Below are 14,064 nucleotides of genomic sequence, written 5' to 3' on the forward strand. Positions count from 1 at the left end.
TGAGGAGAACGAACAGAGTATGGTTGAAGCTGTATTACACACATTGGAATTTCATAAAATCATTGAGCTTTTGGCTCAACGCACAACCTCATCGCTGGGCCGTGAATTAGCCGAGGCCTTGAAGCCAGTCAGCGAGGTTGAACTGGTACAGGAGCGGATTGACGAAACGCAGGAAGCCCGCGATATCATGGCCGCCGTACCCAATGTTCCGTTGGGCGGCATTCGGGATATCCGTAAGGTGGTTAAGCGGGCGGAACTGGGAGCAGTGCTGGACCCGTCTGAACTGCTCGGCATTGCCAGCATATTGTACGCTGCCCGGCGGATGAAGCATTTTTTTCATGACTTACCGGTAGAGACGCCGCTCTTATCGCATGTAGCGGGTGAAATCGAAGTATTGCGTCCGATTGAGAATGCCATCGAAAATACGCTTACCGAGCAAGGGCAAATCCGGGACGATGCCAGCGTGGAATTAAAGAATATCCGGCGGGAGATCAGAACGGCGCAAAGCCGGGTAAAGGAAAAGCTGGATCAGATTCTGCGGTCCGCCGAATATCAGAAGTATTTTCAGGATGCACTGGTGACTATCCGCTCCGACCGGTATGTCATCCCGATCAAGCAGGAATACCGCCAGTTTTTTCCCGGCATCGTCCATGACCAGTCGGCCAGCGGCGCCACGGTATTTATTGAACCGATGGCGGTGGTCAATCTGAATAACGACATTAAACAATGGACGGTGGCCGAAAAGAACGAAGTAGAGCGGATTTTAGCGGCTCTTAGTCTGCAGATTTCCCGGGCGGGGGAAGCTATTACCGCCAATTGTCAGGCGCTGGCCTGGCTGGATTTTGTTTTTGCTAAGGCGCGCCTAAGCTTTGATATGCAGGCACAGCGGCCTGAAATTAATCAAACCGGTTATGTTAAGCTGCAGCGGGCACGGCATCCGCTGATTCCGTCCGAGGTGGTTGTCCCTATCGACGTGGAACTGGGCGGTTCGTTCCATACCCTGCTGATTACCGGACCCAATACCGGCGGCAAGACGGTCACCTTAAAAACCGTTGGCCTGTTTGCCCTGATGGTGCAAGCCGGACTATTCATTCCAGCCGCCAGCGGCTCAGTGATTGCTATTTTTAACAATATTTTCGCCGATATTGGTGATGAGCAAAGCATTGAACAGAGCTTGAGCACTTTTTCTGCTCATATGACTCATTTGGTTAAGATCTTACAGCAGGTGTCGGCCCGGGATTTGGTGTTGATCGATGAAATCGGCGCCGGAACCGACCCGGAAGAGGGGGCTGCCCTGGCGATGGCTATTCTGGAGCATTTGCTCGCCAGCGGCGCCAGGACGATTGCCACCACCCATTACAGTGAACTGAAAACCTTTGCCTACAGCCGCGAGGGGATGATCAATGGCAGCGTTGAATTTGATGTGGAGACGTTGAAACCGACCTATCGCCTGCTGGTGGGTGTTCCCGGCAGCAGCAACGCTTTTGCCATTAGCCAGCGGCTGGGCTTGTCCGGTCAATTGATCCGCCGGGCGAAGGAACTGCTGGAAAAGGAGCATGCCGACCTGGAAACGGTACTGCAGGGACTAGAAAAGGAAAAGATTGATTATCATAAGCGAAATGAAGAAGTGGCCCGGTTGGAAAGGGAAATAGCCCGGCTGAGGGAAGAGATGACCCGGGAGTATGACAACCTGGAGGAAAAGAAACATAAGGTGCTGCAAAAAGCCCAACAGGAAGCGGCCTTGCTGATCCGGCAGGCAAAGCGCGAGTCCGACGAAGTGATTGCCGAGCTGAAAGCACAGTTTGCCGTAAAGACCGAACGGGACAGGCAGACGGCGATCACCAAGGCAAGAGGCAGGCTGCGGACAGCCGGTGACAGGATCGAAGAGGTGACCGAATCCGAGGCCGATTATCCGGCGCTTTCACCGGATCAGGTAAAAGCCGGTACCGGTGTCTATGTGACTACTTTAAGACAGCAGGGAACAGTCCTCAGTGTACAGGGCAGTGAGCTAACGGTACAACTGGGCCTTATGAAAGTCAATGTGCCGCTCGCTGTTTGCCGCTTGGCTGCTATCGCTCCGGCGAAAAAGTCCCATCCCGGACCGTCCCAAACGGCAGGGCGCAGACTGGACAACAGCGGTGCCAAAGCTGTCAGCCGTCAAATCGATATCCGGGGAACCAATGTAGAAGAGGCGGAGCTCCTATTGGAAAAATACCTGGATGACGCCATTGTGGCTGGTTTGCAGGAGGTCCTTGTAATTCACGGCAAGGGAACAGGCGCACTGCGCAAAGGGGTCAGAAGTTATCTGAAACACCATTATCACGTTAAGGATATTAGTATTGGAGAATTGAATGAGGGCGGCGACGGTGCTACCGTTGTACGGCTGCTGTAAACAGAGGTGTGCTTGCACACCTCTGTTTTTTTGCGCATAGATTTAAAATGAAAGGTCTGAAAATACGTCCTGGATAACCACTGATTAAATGACCTGCCGGCTTGGCGAGAGACTTTTTCGTCTGACAAGGAAGCAAAACCGTAGAATTAGCGGCTCTTATTTCAAGGTTTTGCTGACGCAGCCAGGCGGGAAAAAGATCCGTCAGGACGCGCAGCATTAATTAATAAGTGGTTACCTAGAGCTTCCGGGACTTGGCGCAAGCCAGGCCAATTGATTAAAAGTTGCTTTTCCAGTTTAAGTAACGCCCGGCCGGCCGTTTTTCTCCTTCCTCGCCAGGTTGCTTTTCCACCACCGGCAAGGGTATAGGCTGAGGCGACGGTGTGGCTGGCTGCTCCTGAGAGATGGCGGCGGCTACTTCCTTGGCGACAAAGGATTTAGTTTCCGGGGGATCTTTTTTTTCGTGTTTATCATGATTGCTATCCTGCATTTTGTCAGTATGGCTGCCGCCCAGGTTGTTGATCAGTCCCAGGATGGCCGACATATTGCCCCCGCCGAGTTTTGCCTTTAACTGGGGATTATTGAGCAGCGGCAATAGTGACATGAGGAGGTCCGGTGACGGTCCGCTGCCATCACCTTTAGTTAATTCGCCAAGCAGTTTCTGCAGTGGATTTTCACCTGACGCTGCCGGTATCGACCCTGTGGCGGCGCTACCGGCTCCCTGGCTGCGATTGAGTATGGCGATCAGACATAGTAGCGAAAGTAGGTTGATGGCCGTATCATAATTGGTGTTATTTGTTGTCAGGGTATCCAAGATGCGGGTAACCGATTGTAGCAGGGACCGGTCAGAGGTTTCGTTCGACATATAACCACTCCTTAGATCAGGCCGGGAATTTTAGGGAGGTTTAAGTCGCCGGCGAGCTTATTCATGGCTGATTGGTGTAATTCACGTGATTTATCCAGGGCATTGTTCATAGTGGCGACTAATAGATCCTGGAGCAGGGCGATGCTTTCCGGATTCAGGTATTGCGCGTTTAGTTCAATGGCGAGGATTTCTTGCTGGCCGTTGATTACAACTTTTATGACATCGCCGCTGGTGACTTCCAGCCGTTCATTTTTTAACTGTCCCTGAATAGTATCCACATTCTGTTGTAGCTTTTTTACGACATCCATCATATTGCCCAGATTCTCCCACATAATTCCACCTCCGCTATATTTATATGCTAATGTATGCAAAAAGAGTAAAAATGTGCTTCATTTATTTAATTTAAAAATAAAGAGGCAGATGCCATACCTCGCACATATATTATATTAGCCAGTTTTAAATTCTTAGGAGGTGGGCTTCATGCGCCTGCGGCGACGGCATAGAAGAAATCAACTGCGTGAATCCAAGGCGACAGTGTTGCCTGATGAAAATATAAGCATAAATAGCGAGCCGGAGGAAGTGACAGTTGACGACAGGGACAGTGAACCGGTCAAGTCGGTCGCGCCGGAACAGGTAACTGTGGAAACGCCCTACCAGCCTGGACCGGGTAATTTCTTGCGGCGGATTATTAACAATCCTAATTTTAGTTTTCAGGCCGTTATCATTCTATTAACCTTATTTTCCGATAATTTTCCTATGGAGCGTCACTTAAACGGCATTACCACCACGGTAGATAAAATCCGCAATGTAACCGAAGTCGTCAATAGTACCATGCAGTCCCTCAAGGTTGCTTCCGAGGCGCCGCGGCATATTAGAAAAATGCTGGAATGAGCGGGCGTCAATTTTATTTTAGTAACATATAAGACGGAAAAACCATATTATGAAATAAAAGGTGAGGTCAACTGCTGGTACAGACTTTCCGGCAGGGCTTCATTGGTTAATTGAGGGAGGGAATCGAATGGCAAGAAATTGTGGCGGTTTTGGCGGCGGTTTTGGCTCCTGGTGGATTATCATTATTATTATTTTGCTGTTCTTCTTTGCGGTAGATGACGGTCCGTTTGTTTAAAAGATATTTGTGTAACAGGGGAATCGGCAATGGCGTTGTCTCTATATAGCCAGCTGCCAAGCTGGAGAATGCTCATTTCATTATATGTAAAAATAAAAAAACGCGCGAAAGGCGCGTTTTTTTTCGTGACCGGGGAAAGGAGCGGTGTTTTTAGTTTTTCTTCGGTTTTTCCGGCAGTCCTTCCGGTACTGGTGGAAGGGTGGCAGTGCCGCTCTTGTCCGGGCTATCCTGCTTAGGAGGCGGCGGCAAGGGTTTTACCTCGCTATGAGGTGTGTCAGGGGTTCCTTCGCTGGAGTTCCCGGTCTTGTCTTTATCTTTCTCCGCTTCTTTAGTTTTGTCTTTATCCTGCAGATTTTCGGTAGCGGTGCTTTGTTTATTCGGTTGGGTGCCTTCGATGAAGATTTCACTTTTAGCGTCTTTGTTATTGGGATCGGTCACCAGCAGTCCGTCCTGGGTCGAAACGGTGGCTGAAACAATGCCGCCGGGACGGGGGAAATCACGGACCGGCATACCCTCTACAGCCCTAGCCATGAAGGATCGCCAGATCCTGGCGGGCGTAGCACCGCCGGTAATTCCGTTCAAATAACCGTCGTTGTCATTGCCCATCCATACGGCGGCTACCAGGTCTGGAGTATAGCCGACAAACCAGGCATCCTTATAGTCGTTGGTGGTACCGGTTTTCCCGGCAGCCGGCCGGCCAAGATTAGCTGCTGTACCAGTGCCGCGCAAGAGGACACCTTTTAAGATATCCGTCAGAAGGTAGGCGCTTTTTTCATTAATGACCGCTTTTTCCTGGGGCGTGTATTCTTCCAGCACCTTGCCGGTGCGGTCAACTACCTTGATGATGGCAACCGGTGCGGCCCGTACGCCCTGATTGGCCAATACGCCGTAGGCACTGGCAATTTCCAGCGGGGTTACGCCACGGGTCAGGCCCCCAAGCGATGCAGCCAGGTTGCGGTCATTGGTGCCGCCGTTTAATACCAGCGTGGAGATTCCCATCTGCTGTGCATAATATAAAGCCTTGTCAATGCCAACTTGATTGGCCAGCTTGACAGTAGGTACGTTCAGAGATTGCTCGAGGGCAGTACGCAATGATACTTTCCCCCGGAAATCCCCGTCATAGTTACTGGGTGACCAGTTGTTAAAGGTGATGGGACTGTCTTCAATAATCGTGGAAGCGGTCATGCCGCTTTCAATAGCTGCCAAATAAACAAAGGGTTTGAAGGCCGAGCCGGGCTGTCTTTCGGCCATAATGGCCCGGTTAAACTGATCGTTGCCTCTGCCGCCGACCATAGCCTTAATATAGCCGGTGTGAGGATCCAGGGCGACCAGGGCTCCCTGGGGCTGTTGAATGCCGTTGCTGTCGGTGCGGACGGTAGGAAGCTGTTTCATAGCCGCTTCTGCTGCAGTCTGCATGTCAAGATCCAGGGTAGTGTATATTTTTAAGCCGTCTTTATACACCGCATTGGCACCATACTTATCAATGAGTTGCTGCAAAACATAATCAACGAAATACGGCGCCGTATCGGACAGATTGTTTTGTACGGCATGAGAGTTAAGCACAAGTTTTTCTTTTTGCGCTTTGGCGGCCGTGGCGTTGTCAATATAGCCGTATTTGACCATTTGCTCCAGCACGGTGGCCTGCCGTTCGGTGGCGGCTTTCAGGTTGTTAAGCGGTGAGTAATAGTTGGGGCTCTTGGGAATACCTGCCAGCATGGCACATTCGGCCAAAGTCAGATCTTCCACGTTTTTCCCGAAATATACCTGGGCGGCCGATTGTACGCCGTAAGCACCCTGGCCAAAATAAATATGATTCAGGTACATTTCCAGAATTTCAGTTTTGGTATATTGCTGTTCAATTTGCAGGGCCAAAAAGGCCTCCTGGATTTTTCGTTTAATTGTCTGCTCCTGAGTCAGCAGGGCATTTTTCGCCAACTGCTGGGTAATGGTGCTGCCGCCTTCGGAGACGCCGCGATTGGTAATATTAGCCCAGACGGCGCGTAAAATTCCTTTGGGATCGACGCCGATATGCTGGTAAAAGCGGGCGTCTTCAGTGGCAATGAAAGCGTTTTGCAGATCTTTGGGTATTTTATTGATGGAAACAGGAAGCCGGTTTTCGGCCGAATGGATGGTGGCAATCGGTTTGCCGTGAATATCAAATACTTGGGAAGAAGCCGCCGGACGGATATCGCCTTTTAGTCCCGGCATAGTCTGAATGCTGGCCGTTAAAAAGCCGATGCCGGCACCGGCAATGATAACGATAAACACAATGATGGCAATGACAGTCAGTTTTGAAAAGAACTTTGGTGAAGAACGCTGGTTTTTTTTATTTTTATTCTTATTGTTAGCTTCGTCGTCATACATGCTGAGCGTGACAACCTCCTTCAAATACAATCACCGCGTAGTTTTATACCCCAATTATTATAACATAAATCATTAGAAAACATATAAGATTTAATTTGCTGTTCCGTTAGGTATGCTTAGCGGCTAGCCGGGCAAGATAGTAGGTGATGTTTAAGGAGCGGCTGACTTATTCGTACGCCATGTCCCGGCGGAGCTTGTTTCGCCTGGTATCGTCAGTAAGCTTTAAAATAGCCCAACTATTTTCGATTTGCTTTTTACTTTCTTGTCAGACGCAAAAATCTCGCCAGGCTTATTTAATCAGCGTTTCCATAAGAAAAACAAGAGGATTTGCCGGACGAATGCCGAAATAAGGTATATTCCTAATTTAAATAAATGTAATGTTGTGGAAGGGGTTGTACATCTTTGTTGCGTGGCGTCAGAGGAGCTACTACAGTGGAGAGAAACGAACGGGAGGAGATTTTTGCGAATGTCGCGGAACTGCTCGCGCTTATTGTGGAGGAAAATAAAATTGATATAGAGGATATCGGGGCGGTGATCTTCAGCTCTACCCCGGATATTAACGCCGCTTTTCCGGCGGCCGGTGCCAGGATAATGGGCTGGTCCGAAGTTCCTCTGTTTGGGACGCTGGAGATTGATAACCCGGAAGGGGTGGCGCGCTGTATCCGGGTGCTGATTTTGTGGAATACCGAAGTGCCGCAAAAAGAGATCAAGCACCTGTATTTAAAAGGTGCTTCAGTGCTCAGACAGGATTTAAAGAATTAGATATAAAGAAGTTATTTTGCGAATGGAATGCAGGGTGATATGGTTATGGCTTTATTATCGGTGGTGGTGCCGGTTTTTAATGAAGAAGAAAATATAGAAATTTTTTATGATACGGTATGTGAAGTATTAACGCCACTGAGCTATGATTTCGAACTGATCTTTGTGGATGACGGTTCAACCGACAGGACGCCGCTATTGCTGGATGTATTAACTCAGCGGGATGGCCGGGTCCGGGCTCTGTTGCTGGCGCGCAACTTTGGACATCAGGTAGCGCTAACCTGCGGGCTTGATCATGCCGTGGGTGACGCCGTCATTACTATGGACGGCGATATGCAGCATCCGCCGGAGCTGTTGCCGCTGCTGATCGGCAAGTGGGAGGAGGGTTTTCAGGTTGTCCAGACCATCCGGAAAACGACGGAGGGGGTTCCCTGGTTTAAGAACTTTACTTCAGGAATGTTTTACAAGCTGATGAACGCTATGTCCAAGGTGCATGTCCAGGAAGGCGGTTCGGATTTTCGTCTAATGGATAAACAAGTAGTGGCAAGTTTCCGGCGCTTCCGGGAGAGGGCCCGGTTTATCCGGGGGATGGTCGGTGCTATTGGCTACAGGCAGGTGCAGATTGAGTTTGTCGCGCCAAAACGGTTTGCCGGCATATCCAAATTCTCGGTGCGGCGGATGATGCATTTTGCGTTGGACGGCATTACGGCCTATTCCAAACTGCCATTGCGGATGGCCTTTTATATTGGCATAGTATTTTCTTTTATTAGTTTTTGCATTGCGGTCCATGTCATCTATATTAAGATTTTTACCAATGAGGCGGTTCCAGGCTGGAGTACGGCCACAGCCAGCGTGTCTCTGCTGGGGGGGATACAACTGCTGGGACTGGGCATCATCGGTGAATACGTAGGACGGATTTTCGAAGAAGTAAAGCAGCGTCCTTTGTATTGGCTCCAGGCTGAACTGCCGGAAAAGAAAAAGTAAGCAGCCTGTTCTTTGAAAAAAATATATTTTTGTAGGAATATTACGCATTTTTTGGCAGGATTTTATGTAAAAATATTGAATATTTGATCTTTGTGAGCGATAAAGCCGAATCCAGCTCAGGTACGGGGGAACCGTTTGTAGGGGGTGAAACTCATGTTTTTGAGTAGGGAGAACCTCAACCCTAACCCGTCAGCTAACCTCGGAGGCTGTGAGAGGAGCCGTACATGGGTAAAGTGTCTCGTTTCTTTGTATTTTTTGTTTTGGCGTTTTGCATGTTTTCTGTTACCTGTGCTGCCGCGGCGTTTGAAAAAGGTGATACCGGACCGGAGGTTGCCGCCATTCAGTCAAAGCTGAACGACTTTGGCTATAATGCCGGCGAAGCGGATGGGAGTTTTGGTTCCCGAACGGTGGGGGCCGTGATGGCTTTCCAACGTGACCACGGATTGGAAGCGGATGGCGTCGTCGGGTATCAAACCTACCGTCTTCTGATGGGCCGTGAGATTCCGGTAAGCCGCGATGGGTCAAGTGTTATGGCACGGCGAATTATCCAAAATGCCCTGAGCTATGCAGGGGTTCCGTATCAGTTTGGAGGAACCAGCCCTGGCGGGTTCGATTGTTCCGGTTATGTCCAGTTTGTCTTTGCTCAAAGCGGTGTATATTTACCGCGAACAGCCGATGATGACTTCGGCATGGGACAGGCTGTTTCTTATGGCCGGTTGCAGCCAGGCGATCTGGTGTTTTTTTCTACATACGCTCCGGGACCTTCTCACGTGGGTATTTACTTGGGGAATGGCACTTTTATCAGTGCAACGTCCAGCCGTGGCGTAGTCACTGACCAACTAGGCAGCGGTTATTGGGGAGCTCGCTATATTGGAGCTCGCCGCATAGTTTAATTATCGTTTGGGGGAGGCTGCGGCTTCCCCATTATTTTTTCAGCCATACGCTGATTTGTCGGAAGCGCCTGGCGATAGCCGGAGCTTTTTTTATATATTTATTTTTATGAAGAAAGAATGAGGCAATAAATGGAAAATATAGTAATAAGACTTAAAGAGCAGGGTTGCCGGCTGACTCCACAGCGCCGGGCTGTTATCAAGCAGGTCTATGAGTCGACGGAACCGCTTACGGTAACCAGCATTTGGCACAGTGTTCGCGAAGCTTATCCGAACATCAGCCTGGATACGGTGTACCGCAATGTCAGTGTCCTGGTTGAATTAGGCGTACTCATTCCCATCAAGAGCACAGGCAAAGAGGGTATCCGTTATGAGCTTGCCACCGCCGATCACCACCATCATCATGTAGTGTGCGTAAAATGCGGTCAGGCGGTTTGTATCGATTTTTGCCCGGTCAATCAGCATTTGTTGGAACTCTTGCACGGTTACGGCTATGAACTGGTGCGGCATACAGTGGAACTGTTTGGAATTTGTGCGGATTGCAGACTTACGGTAAAGGAGTAGCGGAATGTGTGAAGTTTGTCTGAATAATATTACCTTTGCTTACGGCAGTGAGCCGGTATTGGAGAATATTTCACTGCAGGTAGCGGCAAAGGATTTTCTGATGATTTTTGGTCCTAACGGGGCAGGTAAAAGTACCGTGTTGAAAATCATCGCCGGAATTTTAATGCCTGACCGGGGTGAGGTGCTGATCAACGGACAGAAAGCCAAAGCGGCCCGTCTAGGCGGTTTGGTTAGTTATGTACCGCAAAACTATGGAAAAAATACAGCCGATTTTCCGATTACGGTCAGTGAGGTTGTCGAACTGGGCTTGATTGCGGGAACCAGGCAAAAAAAACAGCCGAAAAAAGTGGTTAAACATATTGTGGAACATATGCTTGAATTGGTGCAGGCCAGTGATTTGCGTGATCGCCGCATTGGTGAGTTGTCAGGCGGCCAGCAGCAAAGGGTAATGGTGGCCATGGCATTGGCCGGTAACCCCAGTCTGCTTCTATTAGATGAACCTACCAGCGGGATTGATTATGCCGCCAGTCAACGGATTTATGAATTATTGGGGACATTGAACAAGAACCTGGGCATCACCGTGATCATGGTGTCCCATGATATTGAAAAGGCGGCGGCCTGGGCAACCAATGTGGCTTGTATCAACCGGGGATTGTGCTTTTTGGGCAACAGCCAGGAATTTCGTGCGACCCACTCTCAAGGACGGCATATGTGGTATTAGGATCTACATGACTTACATATATGGATAATTTTTGTAGATTTTTCCGCTCCGCTTTGTTAGTCGTCGCCTTACTGATGTCTGATAGGCGCGGTTCTATGTTTTAAGTGACGCAAGGTAAACTAAAGAGGTGAAAAGTTTGGAATTTTTTCAATATGATTTTATGCAGCGGGCGCTGGCGGCAGGGTTGATTACCGCTTTTTTGTGTCCGCTGATCGGTATTTTTGTTGTAGTTCGCCGGCAGTCGCTGATCGGTGACGGCCTGGGGCATATTGCCTTTGCCGGAGTTGCCGCCGGGCATTTGGCCGGTATCTACCCCATGGCAGGGGCATTGCTCCTGACGCTTGGCGGAGCGGTCGGCATTGAATTGACCAGACGCCGGCACGCCCAGTATTCCGACATGGGATTAGCCATTATTTTTTATGCCGGTGTAGCTATGGCCATTATTTTCAGTACCATGACAAAGATGCCCAGTTCGGGCTTGCTAAGCTTTCTGTTTGGCAGCATTGTCACGGTTTCTCTGCAGGACGTCGGCTTGATTGCGGCGGCCGGTCTGCTGGTAAGCGGTATTTTGTTTGTCTGGCACAAGCCTTTGCTGCTGTCTTCGTTTAATGAGGATATTGCCAATGTCAGTGGGATTGATACCGGGCGGGTCAACATGATTTTCAGCATCCTGACAGCCTTGGTTGTTGTGGTCGGTATGACGATTGTCGGCATTTTGCTGGTCAGCGCTCTGATGATTGTACCGGTGGCGGCAGCACATTCCCTGCGGCTCGGCTTTAAAGCGACGCTGGGCTGGGCGGTTGGTTTTTCCGTCCTGTCGGTTACGGCCGGTTTGCTTTCTTCTTTCTATCTGGATATTGCTCCCGGCGGAACCATAGTCATGACCGCGATTATTCTGTACGTCCTGATAGCGGTGGTGCAAACCTGGCGCGAAAATAAAGTGTAGTCCTATGTTTTGGGGACCGATGATTTATTCACACTGCGCGGCCTAGTGGTTAACCAACTCTGAAAATACAATTCCATTACGGATCATTTTCTGCGGCCTCGTTGTCGTCGACTTACTTATGTTCGATTGGGGCGTCTCCTCCGTTTTGCCTTACGAAAAAATTCCCGCAAATTAATTTGCACTTTCAAAGTTGGCGAACCCACTGGCGGATATTTTTCCGCCTGGCCGGCCGGTAAAATACGGAAATAAGGACCGCTGTTCTTTGGTCTTACTTCCTTGCCAGCGAAAAATTTCTTGTCAGGCCGGTAGGCTTACTAAATCAGCGGTTCCCTATTTTTCCGGAATTAGCCAGATAATCAGATTGGCATATTGTTTGGTAAAGGGCAGGACGGCAATTGAGGAAGCAATATTGAAAATCGTATGGATACAGGCGATCTGGGTGCTGAAATCATTGCTGCAGGCTTTGACCGTCCAAATGAGTAAGGGAGTCAATGGCAAAGCAATGAGGGCGCCCAACACGTTTAACAGCAGGTGGGCAACAGCTACCCGTCTGCCCGCCAGCGGTGAGGCGATCCCTACTAAGAGTGAAGAAAGGCAGGAACCGATGTTATTTCCATAAATGATGTAAGCCGCTGTTTCCAAGGAGAAAAAGCCCTCGTTTGCCAGCACCATCAATACGCCGGTAGCGGCGGTGCTTGACTGAAAAAGCACGGTAATCAAAATACCGCCGACAATTCCATAAAAGGGATTATCCCTGGCAGCCGCCAGACATTGCAAAATCGCGCTGTATTGTGCCAATTCTCCTAACGCGCCTGATAAATAATCCAGTCCGGCAAAGAGGCTTAAAATGCCCGCCAAAAACATAGCCGGATAGCGTAGCTTTTTACGCAGCATTAGCAACATAGTTACCGCCAGACAGGGCAGTACATAGGCTCCGGAAAAGCTCAGCGTCATCAGTTGTACGGTCGTGCAGGTGCCGATATTAGCGCCTAAAATAATCCCCAGGGACTGGTAAAAGGACAAATAGTTGGCACTTACCAGACCGATGGTTACCAGAGTTAAGGCGCTGCTGCTCTGCATCAGGGCGGCGGCGACCGTTCCAAACAGCAGGCCGCGCCAGGGGGTAACGGTCAGTTTATATAACAGTCGTTGTATGCGGTGTAAAAGGAAGTGCCGGAGGCTTGCCCGCATGAGAAAGATGCCGCCAAGCAGCAGGCCGACTCCAACTATAAGAGAAATCAGGCTATCCATGCCATCCCTCCCGCTGGTCTTTCTGTTTACACTGTATGAGGTTACTATCTGGAATATATATATAAAGCCGGTCCAATTTTAGAAATAAAAAATGGTAAGCTTTATTAGGATGCGTTTTCAAGCTAGCCCAATATTTCATAGTGAGTGCTTTTTGTGCCCGGACAAGGTGAATTTTGAGGGAATAAGGGCTTTAAATTTAACCCAATATGGCACAACGAGCATTGCAGAGAGACTTTGCGGATAGTTTGAAAAACACGTTCTGAATTTACTATATATTTTTAAGAGGGATGTGAATGAATTATGGATATTTCAAGGGAAAAAGCCTGGGAAACACTAAACCGCCATGTAGCAAGCCCGGTCTTGCTAAAGCACTGTCTGGCGGTGGAAGTGGCCATGCGAGCCTATGCCGAAAAGTTCGGCGAAGACAGTGAATATTGGGGAGCTGTCGGCTTGTTGCATGATGTTGATTTTGAAAAATTCCCCGACGAGCATCCGATGCATGCCAGAGAGATTCTGCAGGAGCACGGATATGACGCCGAGATGGCCACTCATGTGGAGTCTCATGCCAGAGACTGGCCCGGCCAACGGACTCTGTTGCAAAAAACTTTGCTGGCCGTTGATGAACTAACCGGCTTTATCATTGCCTGCGCTTTGGTGCGGCCCGATAAGAGTCTGGATAACCTGGAAGTCAAGTCAATTATGAAGAAGATGAAGGATAAGGCGTTTGCCAAAGCGGTAAACCGGGAAACTATTCTGACCAGTGCTGACGATATGGGGGTCGACCTAAAAGAACACATTGATTTTGTTACCAAGGCGTTGGCAGCGGCGGTAAAGCAGCCGGACTATCAATATTTGGCACTTGGCTAAAAAAGCAAACCAGACAGAAAAACTGTCTGGTTTGCTTTTTTGCGTAAGCGAATACCACATGCTATGCATGTGGTTCCAAAAAGCTTATAGCTATACGTCGAAAAAAACAGCCTCTTTTGTTAGAATAAATGCAGGTTTGCCGACCGCATAACTCTAAACAAAGGAGGCGCATCCAATGGATGATACTAAGAGTTTAGCACATAGTAAATGGCGGTGCAAATATCATATAGTATTTGCACCAAAATATCGTAGACAGGTGATATATGGAAAAATAAAAGCGGATATAGGAGTGATCTTAAGGAAGCTGTGTGAGTACAAAGGTGTGGAAATTTTAGAAG

The 14,064-nt window shown here is 49.1% G+C and carries 14 protein-coding genes and 1 riboswitch; of the genes, 10 read left to right on the forward strand and 4 right to left on the reverse strand.

What is annotated here, in order from left to right; genetic code table 11:
* Nucleotides 1-19 precede the first annotated feature (19 nt).
* Nucleotides 20-2,392: an endonuclease MutS2 gene (locus F3H20_RS15845; RefSeq protein ID WP_149735863.1), complete on the forward strand. Its 2,373-nt coding sequence runs from the start codon at nucleotides 20-22 to the stop codon at nucleotides 2,390-2,392.
* A gap of 274 nt (nucleotides 2,393-2,666) precedes the next feature.
* Here the strand turns inward: F3H20_RS15845 and F3H20_RS15850 are convergent, their stop codons facing one another.
* Nucleotides 2,667-3,254 carry a hypothetical protein gene (locus F3H20_RS15850; RefSeq protein ID WP_149735864.1) on the reverse strand — a complete coding sequence of 196 codons (588 nt, stop codon included), beginning with the start codon at nucleotides 3,252-3,254 and terminating at the stop codon, nucleotides 2,667-2,669.
* A gap of 11 nt (nucleotides 3,255-3,265) precedes the next feature.
* On the reverse strand, nucleotides 3,266-3,586 hold the full coding sequence (locus tag F3H20_RS15855; RefSeq protein WP_091744721.1) for a YbaB/EbfC family nucleoid-associated protein: 321 nt from the start codon (nucleotides 3,584-3,586) through the stop codon (nucleotides 3,266-3,268).
* A gap of 148 nt (nucleotides 3,587-3,734) precedes the next feature.
* Here F3H20_RS15855 and F3H20_RS15860 point away from each other — a divergent pair, with 148 nt between their 5' ends.
* On the forward strand, nucleotides 3,735-4,145 hold the full coding sequence (locus tag F3H20_RS15860) for a hypothetical protein (protein WP_149735865.1): 411 nt from the start codon (nucleotides 3,735-3,737) through the stop codon (nucleotides 4,143-4,145).
* 385 nt (nucleotides 4,146-4,530) lie between these two features.
* Here F3H20_RS15860 and F3H20_RS15865 read toward each other — a convergent pair whose 3' ends face one another.
* Nucleotides 4,531-6,744 carry a transglycosylase domain-containing protein gene (locus tag F3H20_RS15865; RefSeq protein ID WP_149735866.1) on the reverse strand — a complete coding sequence of 738 codons (2,214 nt, stop codon included), beginning with the start codon at nucleotides 6,742-6,744 and terminating at the stop codon, nucleotides 4,531-4,533.
* Nucleotides 6,745-7,149: 405 nt separating this feature from the next.
* Here F3H20_RS15865 and aroH point away from each other — a divergent pair, with 405 nt between their 5' ends.
* The 6 genes from aroH (at nucleotide 7,150) to F3H20_RS15895 (ending at nucleotide 11,608) form a co-directional block, all read left to right on the forward strand.
* Nucleotides 7,150-7,506, forward strand: a complete 357-nt coding sequence (aroH, locus tag F3H20_RS15870) for a chorismate mutase (protein WP_223191806.1) — start codon at nucleotides 7,150-7,152, stop codon at nucleotides 7,504-7,506.
* A gap of 45 nt (nucleotides 7,507-7,551) precedes the next feature.
* Nucleotides 7,552-8,487: a glycosyltransferase family 2 protein gene (locus F3H20_RS15875; protein ID WP_149735868.1), complete on the forward strand. Its 936-nt coding sequence runs from the start codon at nucleotides 7,552-7,554 to the stop codon at nucleotides 8,485-8,487.
* 93 nt (nucleotides 8,488-8,580) lie between these two features.
* Nucleotides 8,581-8,710, forward strand: a riboswitch (cyclic di-AMP (ydaO/yuaA leader).
* A 1-nt stretch (nucleotide 8,711) separates the two neighbouring features.
* Nucleotides 8,712-9,380, forward strand: a complete 669-nt coding sequence (locus F3H20_RS15880) for a C40 family peptidase (protein ID WP_149735869.1) — start codon at nucleotides 8,712-8,714, stop codon at nucleotides 9,378-9,380.
* Between the two features lie 129 nt (nucleotides 9,381-9,509).
* The gene (locus F3H20_RS15885; RefSeq protein ID WP_149735870.1) at nucleotides 9,510-9,941 is read left to right on the forward strand and encodes a Fur family transcriptional regulator; all 432 of its coding nucleotides are present in this window, start codon (nucleotides 9,510-9,512) and stop codon (nucleotides 9,939-9,941) included.
* A 4-nt stretch (nucleotides 9,942-9,945) separates the two neighbouring features.
* Nucleotides 9,946-10,662, forward strand: a complete 717-nt coding sequence (locus F3H20_RS15890) for a metal ABC transporter ATP-binding protein (protein WP_149735871.1) — start codon at nucleotides 9,946-9,948, stop codon at nucleotides 10,660-10,662.
* 136 nt (nucleotides 10,663-10,798) lie between these two features.
* The gene (locus F3H20_RS15895) at nucleotides 10,799-11,608 is read left to right on the forward strand and encodes a metal ABC transporter permease (protein ID WP_149735872.1); all 810 of its coding nucleotides are present in this window, start codon (nucleotides 10,799-10,801) and stop codon (nucleotides 11,606-11,608) included.
* A gap of 330 nt (nucleotides 11,609-11,938) precedes the next feature.
* Here the strand turns inward: F3H20_RS15895 and F3H20_RS15900 are convergent, their stop codons facing one another.
* Complete coding sequence (locus F3H20_RS15900; protein ID WP_149735873.1) at nucleotides 11,939-12,859, reverse strand: Na/Pi cotransporter family protein; 921 nt, start codon at nucleotides 12,857-12,859, stop codon at nucleotides 11,939-11,941.
* 300 nt (nucleotides 12,860-13,159) lie between these two features.
* On the opposite strand from F3H20_RS15900, the gene F3H20_RS15905 reads away from it, so the two are divergent.
* Together F3H20_RS15905 and F3H20_RS15910 are read left to right on the forward strand one after the other, a co-directional pair.
* A complete protein-coding gene (locus F3H20_RS15905) occupies nucleotides 13,160-13,726 on the forward strand; it encodes an HD domain-containing protein (protein ID WP_149735874.1) in 567 nt (188 codons plus the stop codon).
* A gap of 175 nt (nucleotides 13,727-13,901) precedes the next feature.
* On the forward strand, nucleotides 13,902-14,064 hold a 163-nt coding region (locus tag F3H20_RS15910), incomplete at its 3' end, for a transposase (RefSeq protein ID WP_149735875.1).

The organism is Propionispora hippei DSM 15287, from assembly GCF_900141835.1.
Classification (GTDB): Bacteria; Bacillota; Negativicutes; order Propionisporales; family Propionisporaceae; genus Propionispora; species Propionispora hippei.

Coding starts and splice junctions, on each gene's coding strand:
- F3H20_RS15880 (WP_149735869.1), top strand. CDS start 8,712: ATGGGTAAAGTGTCTCGTTTCTTTGTATTTTTTGTTTTGGCGTTTTGC.
- F3H20_RS15850 (WP_149735864.1), bottom strand. CDS start 3,254: ATGTCGAACGAAACCTCTGACCGGTCCCTGCTACAATCGGTTACCCGC.
- F3H20_RS15885 (WP_149735870.1), top strand. CDS start 9,510: ATGGAAAATATAGTAATAAGACTTAAAGAGCAGGGTTGCCGGCTGACT.
- F3H20_RS15890 (WP_149735871.1), top strand. CDS start 9,946: ATGTGTGAAGTTTGTCTGAATAATATTACCTTTGCTTACGGCAGTGAG.
- F3H20_RS15900 (WP_149735873.1), bottom strand. CDS start 12,859: ATGGATAGCCTGATTTCTCTTATAGTTGGAGTCGGCCTGCTGCTTGGC.
- F3H20_RS15905 (WP_149735874.1), top strand. CDS start 13,160: ATGGATATTTCAAGGGAAAAAGCCTGGGAAACACTAAACCGCCATGTA.
- F3H20_RS15845 (WP_149735863.1), top strand. CDS start 20: ATGGTTGAAGCTGTATTACACACATTGGAATTTCATAAAATCATTGAG.
- F3H20_RS15875 (WP_149735868.1), top strand. CDS start 7,552: ATGGCTTTATTATCGGTGGTGGTGCCGGTTTTTAATGAAGAAGAAAAT.
- F3H20_RS15855 (WP_091744721.1), bottom strand. CDS start 3,586: ATGTGGGAGAATCTGGGCAATATGATGGATGTCGTAAAAAAGCTACAA.
- F3H20_RS15865 (WP_149735866.1), bottom strand. CDS start 6,744: ATGTATGACGACGAAGCTAACAATAAGAATAAAAATAAAAAAAACCAG.
- F3H20_RS15860 (WP_149735865.1), top strand. CDS start 3,735: ATGCGCCTGCGGCGACGGCATAGAAGAAATCAACTGCGTGAATCCAAG.